Here is an 18,578-nt window from a genome sequence, read left to right as displayed (position 1 = left end):
CGTGACCCCGGTCCGGCGGAAGGCACTCTGGGCCGCGCCGCTACGGAACCGGGTGGGCCTCAGCGACAGTCGATGTCGGCGACGCTCTGCACGGACACGCCGATCAGCGCCAGCTCTATGGCGGCGAGATCGGTGACGTGGCGGTGCGGCATGCGCAGATGATGGAACGAAGGTTCGCCACCTGGCAAGAAATCTCAGGATGCGGGACGGCCTGTCTCACGGTTACCGGCTGCCGAGGGCCGCGGCGGCTCATCCCGCAGCGGGGAACGGCCAGGAGTTGGGCCGGCAGGTCACACCGTCCGTCGTCAGGAACTTCGTCTGCTGCATCATCACCGGGGCCAGTGCGCCCTGCTTGCTGCATGCCTCGTGGTTGTGCCCGAGGCGGTGGCCGACCTCGTGGTTGATGAGCATCTGGCGGTAGGCGTGCATCTTGTCGGGGCCGTACGTCTTGGCGCCCTGCGCCCACCGGTAGGCGTTGATCATGACGCGCTCGGTCGCCGCCGAGTCGCAGGAGACGTTGTCCTCGGTGGTGTCGAGACCGGACTTGGCACACCACGTGGCGGTGGTCCCCGGGCTGGCCAGCGTGATCACGAAGTCGGCGGGGCCGGAGGCCACCCTCTGGAAGGTCCGCTGCCCGTCGTGCGCCCAGCTCCGGTCGTCGTTGAGGGTCTTGTGCACCGCCTCGGCGAAGAGCTTGCCGTCCAGCGGCAGCCCCTCCTCGATGTCGACGCGGTAGCGCAGCACCTTGCCGTGCCCCGGCGCCTTGGCGTCCCCGCCGACGGGCCGGAACTTCCCACTGGCCGTCAGCTTGGCATCCAACGGGAAGACCTGCGCCATCTGCGCCTCGTACGAGGCGGGCTTGGCGTCCTGGGTGGGCCGCGGGTGCGACCGGGAGGCCTCGCCGTCGACGCCGTCCGCATGGTCGGGACCGCTGCGCGGCTGCGGCGAGGCGCCGTCCTTCTTCTGCTGGTCGGCGACCTGGCCCGCGATGACCACGGCCAGCACCGTCGTCACCGCCGCGGCGGCCGCGCCGGTGAAGGTACGGCCCTTGGTGCCCTTACGGGCGCCGTCCTCCGTCTCGGCGTCCGACAACTCGTCATATCCGTCGTCATACGCGTCGCCCTCGGCCGCGGGGCCGCCCTGCCGGTCCGGCTCGTCGATCCCCTCGCGGTCGAACACCACCGACCGCCCGGTGAAGCGGCCGCCGGGCGGTATCCCGGGCGGTATCCCGTCCGCCATGGCACCCGCCGGGGCGTCCGCGCCGGGGCCGTACGGTGCGCCTCCCTGGCCACCGCGTCCGGGCGCGCCGGCCCGGAAGACGTCATCGTCATCCAGGGCGCCGTCGAAAGCGCCGTCGAAGGCGTCCACATACTCCGGCCGCGGTCCCCGCCCGCCGGCCGGTCCGCCGAGGACTCCCTGGAACGTTCCGGTGCCCGGAGCACCCGGGCCGCCCACGGGCCCGCCGGCCGGCTCGGCCGCGCGCGGCCGGGGAATCCGCGCCCCGCCCGGCGGCGGCACCGGGGGGAACGCGCCCCAGGCACCGCCCGGTTCGCGCTGTTCCGGGTGGCCGCCGCGCACCTCGCCGGCGGGATCGCCGGTGGGTGCCTGGCGGCGACGGCGTCCGGATCCCGGTCCCGGCGGGGGGACCGCGCCGGGCGGAGCGGCCGTCCCCGGGAAATCGTCTGCGGTCTCCGGCCGGCCCCGGCGGCTATGGCGTCCCACGGTGCGTGTCAGCTCCTGCCCGCATCGGCGGTCACATCGGTCACTGCGGCAGCACCGGCCGCAGCGTCGGTATCGGTCGTGGTGTCCGTGTCCAGCAGCTCGCGGACGGCCCGCGCCACCGCCTCGGGGTATTCCATCATCGCCACATGCCCCGCCTCCGGCAGCGTCAGCAGCCGCGAACCACGGAACGCCGCGGCCGCCCGCCGCGCCATCCGGTAGGAGACCAGGCGGTCGCGCCCACCGTAGACGAGAAGCGTCGGTGCGAGTACCCGTTCGGCCTGACGCCACAAATTGTGCTGTCCGCCGAGCGTGTAGGCGTTCACCAGCCCGCGGGCGGAGCGCTCCATCACGTCCCAGAAATAAGGGAGTTGGAGCCGCCGCGCGTATTCCTCGGCCGCGGAGCGGAAACCTTCGACGGTGACCCGCGCGGGATCGCCGTAACACAGGGCCAGCACCTCGCGGGTGCGGCGCTCGGGCGTCCAGTCCTGGGTCAGTCGGCTGAAGAGCCGGGCCACCCCGGGCACCGCGAGCAGCGCGGTGGGCACCGCCGTCAGCTGCGGCCGCAGCTCGGGCAGGGCCGGTGAGATCAGAGTGAGGGTACGGACCAGATCCGGGCGGACGGCCGCCACCCGGGTCGCGGCGGCGCCGCCCATGGAGTTGCCGATGAGGTGGACGGGGCCGCGTCCGGCGGCGTCGAGATGGTCGAGATAGCGGATGACCGCGCGGGCCTGCGCGGAGACGGAGTAGTTGCCGTCGTCCGGGGGCGGCGACTGGCCGAAGCCGGGCAGATCGAGCGCCTCGCCGTCGACCCGGTCGGCCAGCAGCGCCATCAGCGCGGACCAGTTCTGCGAGGACCCGCCGAGGCCGTGGACGTAGAGCGCGGGCGCCCGGCCGGGGGCGTCCCGGCCGGCGCGCGGAACCGGCGTCCGCACCGTGAGCGTGAGGCCCGGCAGGGTCACGGAGCGCACCGTCTCCGCCGCCCCCGCGCCGCTTCCGGGGCCGGGCGGCGCCACCGGAAGGACGGTGGCGCGGGTGTCCGGCGAGTCGGTCGAAGACATGCAGTCGATGTTACGAGACGATCACGCCCCCGCTTGTGTGTTCGCGGTCACACACCGCATCGCGCTGCCGGTGCGGCTCTCCTAGGCTCGTATCAAGGGCAGCCGCCCCGGCCCCTGCCGCGAGAAAGGGAGCCACCATGCCTGCCGACCCGACCGAACCGGACACGTTTGAGGATGAAGCGAACGCCATGACGGAGATCGACGTGGAGGCGCCGGTGAACGACGCCGCGGAACAGCATGCCGAGGTCTCACCGCAGCACGACGACCCGATGACCGGCGTCGATCCCGGCGTCGCGAACGAGGCGGATCTCGTCGAGCAGGCCCGCGTAGTGGAACTCAACGAAGACGAATACCGATGACCTGGGCTGTTATGTCGGCTTCGGCCTGCGTTCCGGGGCAGAAATTCTCCCCTGGGACCACGCACAGCCGCGTTACCCAAAAGTACGATGGCGGGCGCGGTGCGCCACCTTGTGCGTATCGCGTACGGAACAACTTCTGGGAGGCAGCGTGAGCGCCATCGAGCAGACCGAGGCGACGCGCCCGCGGGGCACACGCCTGCCACGCCGTGCCCGGCGCAACCAGCTTCTGGGCGCTGCCCAGGAAGTGTTCGTCGCTCAGGGCTACCACGCGGCCGCGATGGACGACATCGCCGAGCGGGCGGGCGTCAGCAAGCCGGTGCTCTACCAGCACTTCCCGGGCAAGCTGGAGCTGTATCTCGCACTGCTGGACCAGCACTGCGAGGCGCTGCTGCACGCGGTGCGCACGGCACTGGAGTCGACGACCGACAACAAGCAGCGGGTGGCGGCCACGATGGACGCCTACTTCGCCTACGTCGAGGACCCGGGCGGCGCCTTCCGACTGGTCTTCGAGTCGGACCTGACCAATGAGCCCGCCGTGCGCGAGCGGGTGGACAAGGTCTCGCTGGAGTGCGCCGAGGCGATGGCCGAGGTGATCGCGGAGGACACCGGGCTGGCACGCGACGAAGCGATGCTGCTGGCGGTGGGCCTGGGCGGGGTCTCGCAGGTGGTGGCGCGCTACTGGCTGTCGTCGGGGAGCGCGGTGCCGCGCGACACCGCGGTGCAGCTGCTGACCTCCCTCGCCTGGCGGGGCATCGCCGGTTTCCCGCTGCACGGCGTCGAGACGCACTGACGGGACGCATCGGGCGTCGCACTCACGAGCGGCGCCGTCGCCCGGCGCCGATGATGTTCGCTGCGGGCGTGTTCCACGGCGGCCTGTCCGTCCCCGGGCCGGGCTAATGTTGCTCCGTACGGCGCGGACGGCCGCGCACCCTCCCCCTGGCCGGGCCAGGGGGAACCCCAGACCGTCGGAGGGACATAAAGCCGTGGAGGTCAAGATCGGCGTGCAGCACGCGCCCCGCGAGATCGTTCTGGAGAGCGGGCAGTCTGCCGAAGAGGTCGAGAGCGCGGTGGCCGATGCGCTGAGCGGTAAGTCGACGCTGCTGAGCCTGGTGGACGACCACGGCCGCAAGGTCCTGGTTCCTTCGGACCGGCTGGCCTATGTGGAGATCGGCGAGCCGACCGCCCGTAAGGTCGGATTCGGCCAGGCCTGAGCGGCGGGACGCCGCATGCGGCGTCCGCAGACGGTGAAGGGGCGGTGCCCGGAGTTTCCCCTCCGGACACCGCCCCTTCACCGTTCCCGCCCTCCGTCTTTCCGTCCGTCCGCTCACATGGCGCACGGGAGGGTTGCCAGAGGTGCCCTCTGGGTACGACCGTGGCAACCGACGCGTTCGTCCGGATTGTTCGTCCGGTCGGCCATGTCAGAGGTTGTCCGGCTTGTCACGCGGGAGGGAACGGCATGATCTGGGAAGCACTGGGCGCCGTCTTCATCGGACTCGTCATCGCCCTGTCCGCGACGCACTGGCTCGCCGACCGCTTCCCGTCGCGCACCCTGACGCTGGCCACGGGCCCGGTCGCCACGCTGTTCGGCGCGCTGCTGGCCCGCTCCATCCTGGGGCCGGGGTACTCCGTCCAGGTGATGGTCGCCGCGCTGGCCATGGGCACGGCCCTGCTCTCGCTGCTGGTCCGCCCGCCGCGCCGCCGGGTGCGCCGGCCGGCCGCCCCCCTCAAGGGGCACCGGACGGCCTGACGCAGCACCCGGAGGCCGGGCGGTGGCCGGATTCCGTGCGTTACGCCGCGAGCCCCAGCGCCGCCATCCGCTTGGTGTGCGCCTCGGTGATCCGCGAGAACATCCGGCCGACCTCGGCCAGGTCGAAGCCGTCGGCCACGCCGCCCACCAGCATCGTCGAGAGCGCATCACGGTCCGCGACGACCCGCTGCGCCTGCGAGAGGGCCTCGCCCATCAGCCGCCGCGCCCACAGCGCGAGACGCCCGCCGACCCGCGGCTCGGCCTCGATCGCCGCCCGGACCTTCTCCACGGCGAACGACGCGTGCCCGGTGTCGTCCAGTACGGCGAGCACCAGATCCCGGGTGTCGGAGTCCAGGCGGGCCGCGACCTCGCGGTAGAAGTCACTGGCGATCGAGTCGCCGACATACGCCTTGACCAAGCCCTCCAGCCAGTCCGACGGCGCGGTCTGGCGGTGGAACTCGTCCAGCGCCGCGGCGAACGGCTCCATCGCCTCGTTCGGCTCCGCCTCGATCTGCGCGAGCCGCTCCCGCAGCCGCTCGAAGTGGTGGAATTCGGCCGAGGCCATCTTGGCCAGTTCGGCCTTGTCGTCCATCGTCGGGGCGAGCTTGGCGTCCTCGGCCAGGCGCTCGAAGGCGGACAGCTCGCCGTATGCGAGCGCGCCGAGCAGGTCGATCACGGCGGCCCGGTATTGCGGGTCGGCGGATGCCTGCTCCCAGTTCTGGGCGGCGATCCCAGTGAGTGCTTGCGCGTCCGCGGCGGTGTCAGGCGTCTCCATGACCGGCACAATAGCCCGCTCGGCGGCCCGGGGAAGGGCCTGGTCAGCCACTGCGCGCCGAGGCGTTCGGGCGAGCCGCCCGACCCGTGCGCCCGGGGTACGCCGGGGGTGACGTATTTCTCACTCAGACAAGCCTTCGGATGCGGAGCAGTATCCGGGGTAGAGTGATAAAGGACCTGCCGAGGAGTCGGTGGGTCTCTCCACGAAAGCGGATGCCCGGTCGGTGGCCCGATCGGCTCCAACCGACCGCCCTCCCCCGCGGCGCGTACGCGATGGACGTACGCACAGCAGGAGGCACACCGCTCGCGGCATGAGTGCCTGAGCGTTGGCAGTGGTCCCGCGCCATCCGGCTTATCCAGGTCGGCCCCCGTACGAACAGGTACGACGGCACGGTACGACCCCCTTCGCCGCCTCACGCCGCGTCTCACAGAAGAGGCAAGATTCTGTCTACGTTCCGAGAGCTCGGGATTTTCCCCGAGACCGCCGAGGCCCTTGAAGCCGTCGGCATCGTTTCCCCCTTTCCCATCCAGGAGCTGACGCTCCCCGTCGCCCTCTCCGGCAGCGACGTCATCGGCCAGGCCAAGACCGGCACCGGCAAGACCCTGGGCTTCGGCCTGCCGCTCCTCGAGCGCGTCACGGTCCCCGCCGATGTCGAGGTGGGCCGCGCCAAGCCGGAGCAGCTGACCGAGGCGCCGCAGGCCCTCGTCGTCGTTCCCACCCGCGAGCTGTGCACCCAGGTCACCAATGACCTGCTCACCGCCGGCAAGGTCCGTAACGTCCGGGTGCTGGCGATCTACGGCGGCCGCGCGTACGAGCCCCAGGTCGAGGCGCTGAAGAAGGGCGTCGACGTCGTCGTCGGCACCCCCGGCCGTCTGCTCGACCTGGCGGGCCAGAAGAAGCTCAACCTCTCGCAGGTCAAGAGCCTGGTCCTGGACGAGGCCGACGAGATGCTCGACCTGGGCTTTCTGCCCGACGTCGAGAAGATCATCCAGCTGCTGCCGGCCAAGCGCCAGACGATGCTGTTCTCCGCGACCATGCCCGGCCAGGTCATCTCGCTGGCCCGCCGCTACATGTCGCAGCCCACGCACATCCGTGCCACCGCGCCGGACGACGAGGGCCACACCGTCGCCAACATCTCCCAGCACGTCTTCCGCGCGCACTCCATGGACAAGCCGGAGATGGTCGCCCGGATCCTGCAGGCCGAGGGCCGGGGCCTGGCGATGGTCTTCTGCCGTACGAAGCGGACCGCGGCCGATATCGCCGACCAGCTCGCCCGGCGCGGCTTCGCGTCCGGCGCGGTGCACGGCGACCTCGGCCAGGGAGCCCGTGAGCAGGCGCTGCGCGCCTTCCGCAACGGCAAGGTCGATGTCCTGGTCTGCACCGACGTCGCCGCCCGCGGCATCGACGTCGAGGGTGTGACGCATGTCATCAACTACCAGTCCCCCGAGGACGAGAAGACCTATCTGCACCGCATCGGCCGCACCGGCCGCGCGGGCAACAAGGGCACCGCGGTCACCCTCGTCGACTGGGACGACATCCCGCGCTGGAAGCTGATCAACAAGGCGCTGGACCTGAAGTTCGACGAGCCGGAGGAGACCTACTCCACCTCGCCGCACCTCTTCGAGCAGCTGAACATCCCCGAGGGCACCAAGGGCGTCCTCCCGCGCGCCGAGCGCACCCGGGCGGGGCTCGCCGCCGAAGAGGTCGAGGACCTCGGCGAGACAGGTGGCCGTGGGCGGGGTTCCCGTAAGGGCGCCGGCCAGGAGGCGACGGAGGAGCGCCCGCAGCGCACCCGTACGCCACGGCAGCGCCGCCGCACCCGCGGCGGTACGCCGCTCGACGGCTCGGCCACCTCGGAGGCGAAGGCGACCGAGTCGCTGAACGCCGCCGAGGGTTCCGCGGCCGCCGAGGACACCGCCGGGCCGCGCCAGCCCCGCCGCCGTCGCCGCACCCGCGGTGCGGCCGCCGGGACCGCGGTCGCGGGCACCACCGCCGCACCGGCCGAGGAGGCCGCCCCGGCGGCCGAGGCTCCGGCGGCTCCGGCCGAGGCTCCCGCCGAGGCCGCTGCCAAGCCGCGCCGGCGCCGCACCCGGGCCGCCCGGCCGGTGGCGGCGGAGGCCGCCGCCGAGGCCGTGGCGACGGCGGAGGGCACGGCCGTTGCGGCCGAGGCCGCCGCCGTGACGGAGCCCGTCGAGGCCACCGCTCCCGCCAAGCCGCGCCGTCGCACCCGTAGCGCGGCGAAGGCCGCAGTGGCACCGGCCGCCGGGCCGGCCGAGCCGGAGGCGTCGCCTGCCGCCGCTCCGGTGAAGACTGTCGCCACGGCCCCCTCAGCGCCCGCCGAGGCCGTGGCCCAGGCCGTCGACACGGCGGAGGCTGCGGACGCGGCCCCCGCCAAGCCGAAGCGGACCCGCAAGACGGCCGCCGCCAAGGCCGCCGAGGCCGCGGTGGACACCGCCGAGGCGACCGAGGCCAAGCCCAAGCGCACCCGCAAGGCCGCCGCGGCCAAGCCCGCCGCCGACGCAGCGGACACGGCGGAGGCTGCCGACGCGGCCCCCGCCAAGCCGAAGCGGACCCGCAAGTCCGCTGCCGCCAAGGCCGCCGACGCGGCCGAGGCGACCGAGGTCAAGCCGAAGCGCACCCGTAAGGCCGCCGCGGCCAAGCCCGCCGCCGACGCAGCCGGCGCGGAGGCGGAGGCCAAGCCGGTCCGCCGCCGTACCCGCGCCAAGGCCGCCGTCTCCGAGGCCACCCCGGATAGCTGACCCCCGGCACACCGACGGCCCGGCCCCGCACCGCGCGGGAGCCGGGCCGTCGGCGTTCACCGCACCGGGCCGTCCGTTAGCCTCGCGCCATGAGCACGCCACCCACCCTCAAGCTCCCCCCGTGCGCCCGTGCGTACCGCCTCGACACCGCACGCGGGGCGTTCGCCGTGCACGACGCCCGGCCCGACGGACACCCCGCCGGGACCGCCCTGCTGGTGCCGGGGTTCACCGGGAGCAAGGAGTGCTTCATCGGCCTGCTGGAGCCGCTGGCCGCGGCCGGCTTCCGGGTGCTCGCGGTGGACGGCCGGGGACAGCACGAGTCCCCCGGCCCGCGTGAGGAATCCGCTTACGCACAGCGGGAGTTGGCCCTCGACGTCCTCGCCCAGGCGGAGGCCCTCGGCGGCCCCGTACATCTGCTGGGCCACTCCCTCGGCGGCCTGATCACCCGCGCCGCCGTACTTCTCGACCCGGCTCCGTTCCGCTCGCTCACCGTCCTCAGCTCGGGACCGGCCGCCATCGACGAGACCCAGCAGGTGCGGGTCCGGATGCTGATCGAGGCGCTGGGCACGCTGGAGATGGAGGCGGTCTGGCAGGCGATGCGCGAGCTCGACCCGGTGGAGGCGGCGGACGAGTCGACCCCGCCCGAGATCGGCGCATTCCTGCACCGTCGATGGCTGAACACCGTCCCCGAGCAGCTGACGGTGACCGGCCGTCAGATGCTCTCGGAGCCCGACCGGGTGGCGGAGCTGGCGGCCGTGGCGCTGCCCAAGCATGTGATCTCCGGCGCCGTCGACTATGCCTGGCCGGTGCCGCTGATGGACGCGATGGCCGAGCGGCTGGCCGCCCACCGGACCGTCATCGAGGGCGCCGAGCACTCCCCCAACGCCGAGCAGCCGGCGGCCACGGCGGCGGCGTTGGCGGGATTCTGGCGCGGGGTGCGGTAGGTCTGGTCGTATGACGGAGAATCCTCAGCCCGGCATCGCGCTCACCCGCACCTTCGACGCCCGCCGTGAGCGGGTGTTCCAGGCATGGACGACGCCCGCACACTTCGCGTACTGGTTCGGCGGCGAGCTGACCGTCCCGGTCGACCGGATGACGATGGACGTCCGTCCGGGCGGCACCTGGAGCCTGGTACTGCTCACACCGGACGGCGGCGAGATGCCCTTCTCCGGCGCATACCGCGAGGTGGCACCGCCGGAACGGCTGGTGCTCACCCTCAAGGACGCCACCGCCCCCGAGGGCGCCGAGGGAGAGACCGTCCGCGTGACCCTCACCGAGCTCACCGGCCACCACACCGAGATGGCGTTCCGTCAGGACGGCGGCAACCTGACCGCCGAGCAGTACAAGCAGGCGGAGGCGGGCTGGGAGGGCTTCTTCGACCGCCTCACGGAGATGCTGGCGAGGGCGTGAGCGGGGCATCGCCCACGGGAGTTCCCCTACGGGCATTCCTCTAGGGGTTTTCCCCTAACGGTTGGGAGCGCCCCTGGCCTAATACTGCCCCTGGACGTGGTCCCAGAACCCGTCGCGCAGGACCCGGCGGAGGTCGGCGTGGCCGCGCAGCGAGTGGTGGAGCAGCGCCTCGGCGGCGGTCAGCAGTTCCTGGTCGACGGAGCCGGGCAGATACGGATGGCCTGGCAGCAGCGTCGCCACCCAGTCGCGGCCGCGTTCCGAGAGCCACTGGGCGGCGACCCGCGCCCCCACGAAGCGGACCTCGTCGCGGGCGGGCACCGGCGGCTCGCCCGCCACCGGTTCGAGGCATTCCGCACCGGTCCGCCGGGTCACATACGGCTTGCAGAAGTCCAGGTCGAAGGTGCGCTGGCTGTCGACCTCCCACAGCAGCGGCTCGGCCTGGTTGCGCCCCCCGGCGGCCTCGATGCCCCACAGGTGCACCCGCGCGCCGTACCCCTGTGCCGCCTCCACCGCCGACACCAGGTCCTCGTCGCCGCCGATCAGCACCGCATCGCTGATCGCGCGGTGCCGGGCCAGCGACTCCAGGTCGCTGCGTATCAGCGAGTCGACGCCCTTCTGCTGGTTGTTCGCGTTCAGATTGCCGAGCCGGACCTTGACGTCGGGCAGCTCGGCGATGCGCTGCTGCTCCTGGGTGTGGATACGGCGGCGGGCACCGTCGTACCAGTACACCCGCAGCAGCCGGCTGTCCGGGAAGATCATCCGCGCCTTGTCGATGAAGGCCTCGATGATCCCCTCCGCATCCAGATCGAACGCCCTGCGGTCCTCCGTTCCGGCGACCAGCCGCCCCGTCGCGGCGTACACATAGCCCGCGTCCACGAAGGCCGCATGGGTGGAGGGGGTCGTGGCGACCTCGGCGAGCACACGGGTGAGCAGCTCGTTGGTGCGCTCGATTCCGGCGGCGAGCGCGGCGAGGTCGGTGGGGCCCAGGGGCTGGACGTCGTTCATACAGGCCCATTGTCCGGGCGGTCACTCTGTGAGCACAAGCGCTCTACCAGCAAGTACTTAGTTCGGCGAAAATTTTCGTTAGCGTAGGGAATGACTGCAGGGTGCGGGTTGTTGTACCCATACGGAACACCGGCAACGAAGCCGCGTCATCCACACCACTCAGTTCTCCGCAGGAGGATCAGACGAAGGGAGAAGCCTTATGCGCTTCGAGATCATGCGCCTGGACGACGTCGACGGCAACGCCGTGGACAGCACCGTCGTGGACGCCGCCTCCGTCAACCGGATCGTGCAGCAGGCCGCCGCCATAGGCCAGCGCATCTACATCCGCCCGGCCGACACCGCCGCCCGGTAACACCGACGCCCGGTGGCACCGACGCCGTCGCCCGGACGGCCGGTGACACCGACCGAACGCCGCAGCGCCCCCGTACGAACACGTCGTACGGGGGCGCTGCGGCATTCCGGGCGGAGGGCTCAGGCCCCCTCGATCACCTGCAGCACACCGTTGATGATCTGCTGCACGGCCAGCGCGGAGAGCATCATGCCCGCCAGCCGGGTCACCAGGACCACCCCGCCGTCCTTGATCACACGGATGATCACCAGCGAGAAGCGCATCACCAGATAGAGCACCACATGGATCGCGACGATCGCCGCCCAGACGGAGAGCTGGGCCGCGGCCCCGTGCGCGTGCTGGACGGCGAGGATCACCGACACGATCGCGCCCGGCCCCGCCAGCAGCGGCATGCCCAGCGGCACCAGCGCGACATTGACGTCCTTGGTCTGGGTGGGCTCCTCCGACTTGCCGGTCAGCAGGTCCAGCGCGACCAGCAGGAGCAGCAGCCCGCCGGCGATCATCAGCGCGGGGGTGGAGATGTGCAGCCGCCCCAGGATCTGCTCACCGAAGAGGCCGAAGACGGCGATGACGCCGAAGGCGACGGCGGCCGCCTGCCAGGCCATCCGGCGCTGCACCTTGGCCGGGCGCCCGGAGGTCAGGGCCAGAAAGATCGGGGTGATCCCAGGGGGATCCATGATGACAAAAAGGGTGACAAAGAGCGTACTGAAGACGGCGACGTCGAACACGGTGATGGCCTTGCAGGAGGTGGTACGGACGAGCGGTCACGGGCCGGCACGGTGTGCGCAGGTCCGCAGGGAGAAAGGGGGAGCGGGGGAAGGGGAGGGAGCGGAGCGGCGCTCAGCCGCCCGCGCCGGGCACGGGGAAGGCGCCGGTCGCGCGGCGCACGATCTCGCCGTAGATCTCGGGGTCGGTGGTGCAGTCACCGAGGCGGCAGGTCTTGCGGCTGCCGTGGTAGTCACTGGAGCCGGTGGTCAGCAGACCCAGTTCGGCGGCCAGGCCGCGCAGCCGGGCGCGGGTGGGCGCGTCGTGGTCCATGTGGTCGACCTCGATGCCGTCGAGCCCGGCCGCGGCCAGTTCGCCGATCACCGGCTCCGGTACGCAGCTGCCGCGCTTGACGGCCAGCGGGTGCGCGAAGACGGTGACCCCGCCGGCGGCCTTGACCAGCCGGATCGCGTCGAACGGGTCCAGCTCGTGCTTCTCGACATAGGCCCGGCCGTCGTTGGCCAGCCACTGCGAGGTGAAGGCGTCGGACACGGAATCGATGACGCCCAGCTCGACCAGGGCGGTCGCGATGTGCGGGCGCCCCACGGCACCGTCCCCGGCTATCTCCGCGACCCGCTCCCAGGTGACGGGCACGCCGAGCTCGCGCAGCTTGCCGACCATGGCCTGCGCCCGCGGCACCCGGTCGTCCCGTACGAGCTCCCGCTCACGGGCGAGGCCGGGCTCCTCGGGGTCGAAGAGGTAGGCGAGCATGTGCAGGCTCACCCCGTCGATCCGGCAGGACAGCTCGGCGCCGGTGACCAGCGTCAGCCCCGCGGGCAGCGCGGCCCGCGCCTCGGCGTATCCGCCGACGGTGTCGTGGTCGGTCAGCGCGACGACGTCGAGACCGGCGGCCGCGGCGTTCCGCACCAGCTCGGCGGGGGTGTCCGTACCGTCGGAAGCGGTGGAGTGGGTGTGCAGATCGATACGCACGACGCGGACTCCAGACTGCTGCGGGACGGACGGGGGGCCAGGGCGGCCTCAGGATGCTCCCGAGGTGCTCCCGGGCTGTTCCGGGGGCGGCTCCCGGGGTGAACTCAGGGGGTGCCCCCAGAAGGATACCGGCCACCCGGACATGCCCCCGTCAGACGGCGTACGGGCCCGCCCCGGCCTCAGCCCAGGATCCGCGGCGACAGCGCCCCGCACGGCAGCAGGTCCACCTCCGCGCCCGCCTCGCGCAGATCCGTCAGCACCAGCTCGTCGTACATCATCAGCCCCGAGCTCTCGGGCCAGGCGATGGCCCACAGCCACAGCCCGCGCGCCTCGCCGGCGAAGACCGCGCGGTCGCCCGGAGAGCCGTCGACATGCCACATGGCGGTCGGGCGCCCGGCGGCCAGGACCTTGCCGTGCGGCGGTTTGTCCACGGACATATGGGGGCCGGGGTCGAGGCCGTCTATCCCGGCGTAGCGCGCGCCGAGGCCGACACCCAGCTCCTCGGCGATCAGCAGGAGTTCACCGGGGCCGCCCAGCGGTCCGGGCCCCGAGCAGGCCACCGCGGTCGCACGCCCGCCGCTGCGGTCGTCGCCCGCACACGCCACGCCGGTGAACAGCCAGCCGACGGGGAGCGGCCACGGCATCCACACGGGCACCTGCGCACGGTGCACGACGACGCCGAGCGCCTCAACGCTCGGCGGGACGACCGGCTGGAGTGGATGCACGACGCCGTGCATCGCGCACTGCCAGGAGTCGGAGAAAAGACCGGGCGCCCGCACCCGGCCTCCGCACTTCGGGCAACTGGGTTCGCCCCTCATAAGGACCAACGGTCCTCCAGGCCCGCGCCCGCGTCAAGGACGATCACCCGTCCGGTGTGCCCGGAGTCACGCACCCGGACGCCCGGCGGCCACTGCGCCTCCAGCGGTGAGGGGCCCGACGCGTGCGGCGCGTCCGTCCCGCGCCGGCCGACGGCGGTGTGGGCCATGGTTCGCCTTGCGCCGGGTTCCTGGTTCCGCCCCACGTCGGTGGGGCCCTCGGCCACGGCGGTCTCGCCGCCGGGTGGTCACGGCCGGTGCTGCGGTGCCCGGCGCGGGCATCATCGCCGTCCGCCGCCGGGAACGGCGTCACGGTTTCGCCGGATGCTGCCGTCTTCGCCAACCGGCGCCCCCCGCAGGCCCCGTCCCGCTTCTCTGACGCCTCGTCCGTTCGGACGGGGCGTCAGATCTGCCGGGCGACGGCACAGCCCGGCTCTTCCTTCTCCCCCATGCCCCTGCGGACGCCCTCCCGCGCCGCCCGGGTTCCCCGGCCCCTCAGTCGTCGAGCGGCACACCGCTGCGCAGCGGATCGCGCAGGTCCACGCCGTGCCGGAGCCAGCGCTCCTGGAGGGCCTCGGCGCCGTGCACCCGCTTCCAGGCGGCCTCGTTCGGCGTCATCGGCAGCAGGGGGAGGAACCGGACGGGGTCGCACGGCTCGTCCAGCTCCAGGTCCTCGACCAGACCGCCGGGCTCGGCGACCAGGACCGAGGTGAAGGGCGCGCCGGGCCACAGCGGCTCACCGACGTCCAGAGAGGCGCCCGGGGCCACGATCACCCCCTCGACCTGAGGGGAGGCGGCCAGCACCGCGAGCGGGCGCAGCACCTTGTCGGTGTCGGCGCGGCCGCCCCGTACGGTCAGGACGAGTTCGGCACGGGGGCCGCGCAGGGGGTCGGCGACCACCGCCGTGGGGTCCGACATCGGCTGGGCGGACATGCCGAGTGTGGCGTAGCGCACCACCTCGTTGTCGAGGTCGCCCACGAAGCGAAGTACCTCGATACGGTCGGTGCCCAGGAAGGTGACCGCGGCGCGCGCGTCCGGCTCCCCCAGGGTCGTACGCAAACGGGCTTCGACCAGCTCAAGAACGTCAGACATGCCGCGAGCATACGGCGGGCCCCTCGCCCGGCCGCCGCCCCTCGGCGGGTGGCTGCGCCGCGGATCTGCCGTTCGTATGGAAAGCGCAAGGCACGTATCGAACAGGCAAAGCGGCACCGTAACGCTTCAGACGGCTGATAGCCTTGCCGTCTGGTCAGGGAATGACGTCGTCCCCCAGCGGGGACCGGCCGGAGGAGGTGGGGCTGCGGTGGATCCGAGTCGACCGTGCAGTACCGATAGTTCTCCCGTCATCCCCCTCGCGCAGCGAATCTCCTGATCGAGAGCTTCCGTACCCCGCCGCTCAGCGGCGAAACCCGGGAAGTTCCTTTGCGTCGGATGTAGATGACGGAAGAGCGCCTTCGACTCTCAATTTCCGTGTTCTGCGAACTGCCGCCAGTACCACTGTGCGTCACCGCACGGAGCGCCGCCCGCTTTGCGGACGTACGGCCGACGATGCCTCGTACGTCCACGTTCCGGGCAGCGCTGCGCCCCGCGCCCGCCAACTGGCGGCCGGCCCGTGAAGGAGCCAGCCATGTCGATGATCCGCGACCTGCGCGCCGCCGTCCGCCCGTCCCGGCGCCGCGACGACACCCCCTACCGCTACGAGACCTCCGCCCCGGCCTGCGCGAACAGCGCCATCGTCGACTGCGGTGTCTACCGCGAGGGCCGCCGGGCGAGCGAGCACGTCACGCCGGCGCAGGCGATGGCGAGCGTCCGCGCCGACGGCGGCTTCGCCTGGATCGGGCTGCACGAGCCCACCGAGGCCGAATTCGCCGGTATCGCCCAGGAGTTCGGGCTGCACCCGCTCGCCGTGGAGGACGCCGTCCACGCCCACCAGCGGCCCAAGCTGGAGCGCTACGACGACACCCTGTTCACCGTCTTCAAGACGGTCCACTACGTCGAGCACGCCGAGCTGACCGCGACCAGCGAGGTCGTGGAGACCGGCGAGGTGATGTGCTTCACCGGCCGGGACTTCATCGTGACCGTGCGGCACGGCGGGCAGGGCTCGCTGCGCGCACTGCGACACCGGCTGCAGGACGACCCGGAGCTGCTGGCCAAGGGGCCGTCGGCGGTGCTGCACGCCATCGCCGACCAGGTGGTCGACGGCTACATGGCGGTCGCGGGGGCGGTCCAGGACGACATCGACGAGGTGGAGATCGACGTCTTCAGTTCGGGCACCAACGGCAAGGGAACCGGGGCGAAGGGGTCCTCCGCCAAGGGTGGCGACGCCGGGCGGATCTACCAACTCAAGCGTGAGGTACTGGAGTTCAAGCGCGCGGTGTCGCCGCTGCTGCGGCCGATGCAGCTGCTGAGCGAGCGTCCGATGCGGCTGGTCGACGGGGACATCCAGAAGTACTTCCGCGATGTCGCCGACCACCTGGCGCGGGTCAACGAGCAGGTGCTGTCCTTCGACGACCTGCTCAACTCCATCCTCCAGGCCAACCTCGCCCAGGCGGCCGTCGCGCAGAACGAGGACATGCGCAAGATCACGGCTTGGGCGGCGATCTTCGCCGTACCGACGATGATCGCCGGGATCTACGGCATGAACTTCACGTACATGCCGGAGCTGCACTGGAAGTTCGGCTATCCGGCGATGATGCTGGTGACGGTCGCCATCTGCTTCGGCATCCACCGGGGGTTCAAGCGCAACGGGTGGCTCTGACGGCCCGGTTGGGGCTGTCGGCGGGACCGGTGCGGCGGGGCGTTGTCAGACCCCCGTGTCATCCTCGGGACCATGACCGGTGAAGTGACGGCGGAGAGTCCCGAGGAACTGGAGTACCAGGACGCGCGGTCGGTGCCCGTCGAGGCGCCGGCCACGCCCGGCGAGTGGGATGCGCTGGCCGGTGACTGGGAGAGCCTCTACCAGGGCTACTACCTCAGCAGCGCACGGCATGCGGTGCTCGAGTGCGCACGGCACCTCGAGGCGAGCGTCGCGGCCGGCGGCGCGGAGACCGCCCTGTGGGCGCTCGGGCTCTACTACATCGGGACCTACGTCGTCTTCGCCTCGCCGCATGCGGAGTCCGAGCGCCGGGTCAGGGAGGTCATGTCCGGGGTCGTCCGCGCCCTGGGCGACGGCCCGTGCGGCCATCCGGCGCATCCCTGTGACGACGTCCCGGACGACGGCCACTTGGAGGGCTTCCCGGCGGCCCTGGAGATGCTGGCCCATCCGGAGCGGGACGCGGACCACGAGGCGGCTCTCGCCGGGCAGCTCGCCGACGAGGACGAGGACGACGAGTGGCGTCAGTCCTGGTACGAGGGCCGGCTCACCCGCGAGATATGGGCCTGCCCGCGGAATCTGGCCGGGTTCGCCCGCGCCTTCCTCGCCTGAGCCGGGGCATCTCAGCGCCTGGGCGGCCCCGGCTGCGTACGGCTGTGCCCATTAGGCTGGCAGGCATGACGGAGACCGTGTCGCAGGCCCTGCAGGATCGGGCGCTCATCGAAGAGGCCACCAAGAAGTCCGGTCTGATCTGGGTGCGGGGCACGACGGGCCCGGCGCGGGCGCTGTGGCACGTGTGGCACGACGGGGCGGCCTGGCTGATCGGGGAGGGCCCGGGCGAGCAGCCGCTGGCCGGCCTCGGGCTGGCCGACGGCGGTACGGCCACGGTCACCGTCCGCAGCAAGGACAAGGGCGGGCGGCTGGTCGTCTGGCACGCGCGGGTCGGTGAGCCGGCACCGGAGAGCGAGGCCTGGCAGGCCGCGGTCGAAGAGCTCAAGGGCAAGCGGCTCAACGCCCCGGACGCGGACCGCATCACGGAGCGCTGGGCGCGGGAGTGCCGGGTGCTGCGGCTGGAACCGGCGGACGGCGAGGCCCACCAGCGGCCGGGCACCATGCCCCAGGAATCCCACGCCGCCCCGCCGCTGCCCAGCCCCGCCATCACCCGGCAGCCCATCCCGGCCGCGCTGCCGAAGCTGCTGCGGCGGGGCCGTAAAGGCTAGGGCAGCCCCTGCCCCCTCAGCCCCGCCCCGAGATCCGCGACCCGTAGTCCACGACCTGGTCCTTGGGCGGGACCCGCAGATCCACGGTCTTGCCCCAGTCGTCGAGCCGGACCACGCCCGCGCCGCCCGCGCGCTGCATCCGCAGGGGGTACGGCGTGCTCTCCAGGGAGACGTCCAGGGTGCCGCCGGAGCCCCCGGCCGCGGTGAGGCGGATGGTGCGGACGCCGTCGATGTCGCTGCGTTCGCCGGTGGCCAGTTTGCCGTGCAGCGCGAGCAGGCTCCCCAGCAGCATGTTCTTGTCCGTGAAGCCACTGAAGCGCTTGTAGACCGGGTCGGTGGCGGGCACCTTGACGTACTTGCCGCCGAGTTTGGCGGCGGCGGAGTCGTCGTGGCCGGCGGACCTGCCGTTCTTCTCACCGGCCCAGAAGGCGGCGTCCGCCTTGAGGTAGAGCGATGTGCCGACCCGCAGCAGCGAGAAGGCCGCCGCCTTGGTGCTCAGCCGGCCCCTGGCGCCGTTCGGGGCGAGCCGCATGTCGAGCTTGTAGGTGCGGCCCTGGCTGACGACATTGCCGGAGAGCCGGACCGTATCGGCCGCCGCGGCGGCCGCCCGCGCCTTGGCCTCGATCTTCGCGGCGGGCAGTTTGCCGACGCCGTTGGTGCCGGCGTCCGGATCCTCGGCGCCGCAGCCCGTAAGCACTGCGGCCAGTCCCGCGCAGACCGCCCCGACGAGCGCGGCCCGTCCCGTACGACGGCGGCCGGCCAGGGGTCGGGAACGCGTCCCCGAGCGGGTAGCAGTCACGTCGGCTGTGCCTCCTGATGCGGGTGACCTCGACAGCAGTACGGCAGCGTACCCGG

22 protein-coding genes are annotated in these 18,578 nt (G+C 72.3%); 11 read left to right on the top strand and 11 right to left on the bottom strand.

All coding sequences use genetic code 11. The annotated features are described in order from the left end of the window. Positions 1-59 precede the first annotated feature (59 nt). From ADL29_RS46200 to ADL29_RS01150, 3 genes are all read right to left on the bottom strand, one after another. Positions 60-152, bottom strand: a complete 93-nt coding sequence (locus tag ADL29_RS46200; RefSeq protein WP_342671133.1) for an Ms4533A family Cys-rich leader peptide — start codon at positions 150-152, stop codon at positions 60-62. A 97-nt stretch (positions 153-249) separates the two neighbouring features. Beyond that, on the bottom strand, positions 250-1,722 hold the full coding sequence (locus ADL29_RS01155) for a DUF3152 domain-containing protein (protein ID WP_078970641.1): 1,473 nt from the start codon (positions 1,720-1,722) through the stop codon (positions 250-252). Positions 1,723-1,730: 8 nt separating this feature from the next. Continuing rightward, positions 1,731-2,780 (bottom strand): alpha/beta fold hydrolase, encoded by a 1,050-nt coding sequence (locus tag ADL29_RS01150; protein WP_053921917.1) that lies wholly within the window; start codon positions 2,778-2,780, stop codon positions 1,731-1,733. Positions 2,781-2,917: 137 nt separating this feature from the next. Here ADL29_RS01150 and ADL29_RS01145 point away from each other — a divergent pair, with 137 nt between their 5' ends. The 4 genes from ADL29_RS01145 (at position 2,918) to ADL29_RS01130 (ending at position 4,886) form a co-directional block, all read left to right on the top strand. Beyond that, complete coding sequence (locus tag ADL29_RS01145) at positions 2,918-3,139, top strand: hypothetical protein (RefSeq protein WP_053921916.1); 222 nt, start codon at positions 2,918-2,920, stop codon at positions 3,137-3,139. Positions 3,140-3,287: 148 nt separating this feature from the next. Then, a complete protein-coding gene (locus ADL29_RS01140) occupies positions 3,288-3,929 on the top strand; it encodes a TetR/AcrR family transcriptional regulator (RefSeq protein WP_053921915.1) in 642 nt (213 codons plus the stop codon). A 193-nt stretch (positions 3,930-4,122) separates the two neighbouring features. Then, positions 4,123-4,350, top strand: a complete 228-nt coding sequence (locus ADL29_RS01135; RefSeq protein ID WP_053921914.1) for a DUF3107 domain-containing protein — start codon at positions 4,123-4,125, stop codon at positions 4,348-4,350. Between the two features lie 245 nt (positions 4,351-4,595). After that, a complete protein-coding gene (locus ADL29_RS01130) occupies positions 4,596-4,886 on the top strand; it encodes a hypothetical protein (protein WP_046926133.1) in 291 nt (96 codons plus the stop codon). A gap of 40 nt (positions 4,887-4,926) precedes the next feature. Here the strand turns inward: ADL29_RS01130 and ADL29_RS01125 are convergent, their stop codons facing one another. Continuing rightward, positions 4,927-5,661: a ferritin-like fold-containing protein gene (locus tag ADL29_RS01125; protein WP_046926134.1), complete on the bottom strand. Its 735-nt coding sequence runs from the start codon at positions 5,659-5,661 to the stop codon at positions 4,927-4,929. 314 nt (positions 5,662-5,975) lie between these two features. Between ADL29_RS01125 and ADL29_RS01120 the strand changes: the two genes are divergently transcribed. The 3 genes from ADL29_RS01120 to ADL29_RS01110 all read left to right on the top strand — a co-directional run bounded on the left by ADL29_RS01120 (position 5,976) and on the right by ADL29_RS01110 (position 9,830). After that, positions 5,976-8,420 carry a DEAD/DEAH box helicase gene (locus ADL29_RS01120; protein ID WP_053921913.1) on the top strand — a complete coding sequence of 815 codons (2,445 nt, stop codon included), beginning with the start codon at positions 5,976-5,978 and terminating at the stop codon, positions 8,418-8,420. An 89-nt stretch (positions 8,421-8,509) separates the two neighbouring features. Then, the gene (locus ADL29_RS01115) at positions 8,510-9,364 is read left to right on the top strand and encodes an alpha/beta fold hydrolase (protein ID WP_053921912.1); all 855 of its coding nucleotides are present in this window, start codon (positions 8,510-8,512) and stop codon (positions 9,362-9,364) included. A 10-nt stretch (positions 9,365-9,374) separates the two neighbouring features. Next, positions 9,375-9,830 carry an SRPBCC family protein gene (locus ADL29_RS01110; protein WP_053921911.1) on the top strand — a complete coding sequence of 152 codons (456 nt, stop codon included), beginning with the start codon at positions 9,375-9,377 and terminating at the stop codon, positions 9,828-9,830. Between the two features lie 78 nt (positions 9,831-9,908). Here the strand turns inward: ADL29_RS01110 and ADL29_RS01105 are convergent, their stop codons facing one another. Continuing rightward, positions 9,909-10,835 carry an NYN domain-containing protein gene (locus ADL29_RS01105; RefSeq protein ID WP_053921910.1) on the bottom strand — a complete coding sequence of 309 codons (927 nt, stop codon included), beginning with the start codon at positions 10,833-10,835 and terminating at the stop codon, positions 9,909-9,911. 199 nt (positions 10,836-11,034) lie between these two features. On the opposite strand from ADL29_RS01105, the gene ADL29_RS43935 reads away from it, so the two are divergent. Next, a complete protein-coding gene (locus tag ADL29_RS43935) occupies positions 11,035-11,187 on the top strand; it encodes a hypothetical protein (RefSeq protein ID WP_169795174.1) in 153 nt (50 codons plus the stop codon). Between the two features lie 119 nt (positions 11,188-11,306). On the opposite strand, the gene ADL29_RS01100 is transcribed toward ADL29_RS43935, so the two are convergent. The 5 genes from ADL29_RS01100 to ADL29_RS01085 form a co-directional block, all read right to left on the bottom strand. Continuing rightward, positions 11,307-11,912: a MarC family protein gene (locus tag ADL29_RS01100; RefSeq protein WP_046926138.1), complete on the bottom strand. Its 606-nt coding sequence runs from the start codon at positions 11,910-11,912 to the stop codon at positions 11,307-11,309. Positions 11,913-12,024: 112 nt separating this feature from the next. Then, positions 12,025-12,879 carry a PHP domain-containing protein gene (locus tag ADL29_RS01095; RefSeq protein WP_053921909.1) on the bottom strand — a complete coding sequence of 285 codons (855 nt, stop codon included), beginning with the start codon at positions 12,877-12,879 and terminating at the stop codon, positions 12,025-12,027. Between the two features lie 179 nt (positions 12,880-13,058). Continuing rightward, positions 13,059-13,697, bottom strand: coding sequence for a DUF6758 family protein (locus ADL29_RS01090; RefSeq protein ID WP_046926140.1), 639 nt, complete (start codon positions 13,695-13,697; stop codon positions 13,059-13,061). After that, a complete protein-coding gene (locus ADL29_RS43265) occupies positions 13,694-13,864 on the bottom strand; it encodes a hypothetical protein (RefSeq protein ID WP_157878354.1) in 171 nt (56 codons plus the stop codon). The genes ADL29_RS01090 and ADL29_RS43265 overlap by 4 nt, the downstream gene beginning before the upstream one ends. Before the next feature lie 325 nt (positions 13,865-14,189). Then, a complete protein-coding gene (locus ADL29_RS01085) occupies positions 14,190-14,786 on the bottom strand; it encodes a suppressor of fused domain protein (RefSeq protein ID WP_053921908.1) in 597 nt (198 codons plus the stop codon). Between the two features lie 532 nt (positions 14,787-15,318). Between ADL29_RS01085 and ADL29_RS01080 the strand changes: the two genes are divergently transcribed. The 3 genes from ADL29_RS01080 (at position 15,319) to ADL29_RS01070 (ending at position 17,723) form a co-directional block, all read left to right on the top strand. Continuing rightward, positions 15,319-16,449, top strand: a complete 1,131-nt coding sequence (locus tag ADL29_RS01080) for a magnesium and cobalt transport protein CorA (protein WP_046926142.1) — start codon at positions 15,319-15,321, stop codon at positions 16,447-16,449. A gap of 72 nt (positions 16,450-16,521) precedes the next feature. Further along, positions 16,522-17,115 (top strand): hypothetical protein, encoded by a 594-nt coding sequence (locus ADL29_RS01075; RefSeq protein ID WP_053921907.1) that lies wholly within the window; start codon positions 16,522-16,524, stop codon positions 17,113-17,115. Between the two features lie 65 nt (positions 17,116-17,180). Next, a complete protein-coding gene (locus tag ADL29_RS01070) occupies positions 17,181-17,723 on the top strand; it encodes a hypothetical protein (protein ID WP_053921906.1) in 543 nt (180 codons plus the stop codon). Positions 17,724-17,739: 16 nt separating this feature from the next. Here ADL29_RS01070 and ADL29_RS01065 read toward each other — a convergent pair whose 3' ends face one another. Further along, a complete protein-coding gene (locus tag ADL29_RS01065) occupies positions 17,740-18,522 on the bottom strand; it encodes a hypothetical protein (protein ID WP_425424186.1) in 783 nt (260 codons plus the stop codon). Positions 18,523-18,578: the final 56 nt, after the last annotated feature.

The sequence above is a fragment of the Streptomyces chattanoogensis genome (assembly GCF_001294335.1).
In the GTDB taxonomy this organism is placed as follows: Bacteria; Actinomycetota; Actinomycetes; order Streptomycetales; family Streptomycetaceae; genus Streptomyces; species Streptomyces chattanoogensis.
Note: the sequence above shows the minus strand (reverse complement) of the source record. Positions and strands in the feature narration are given on the sequence as shown.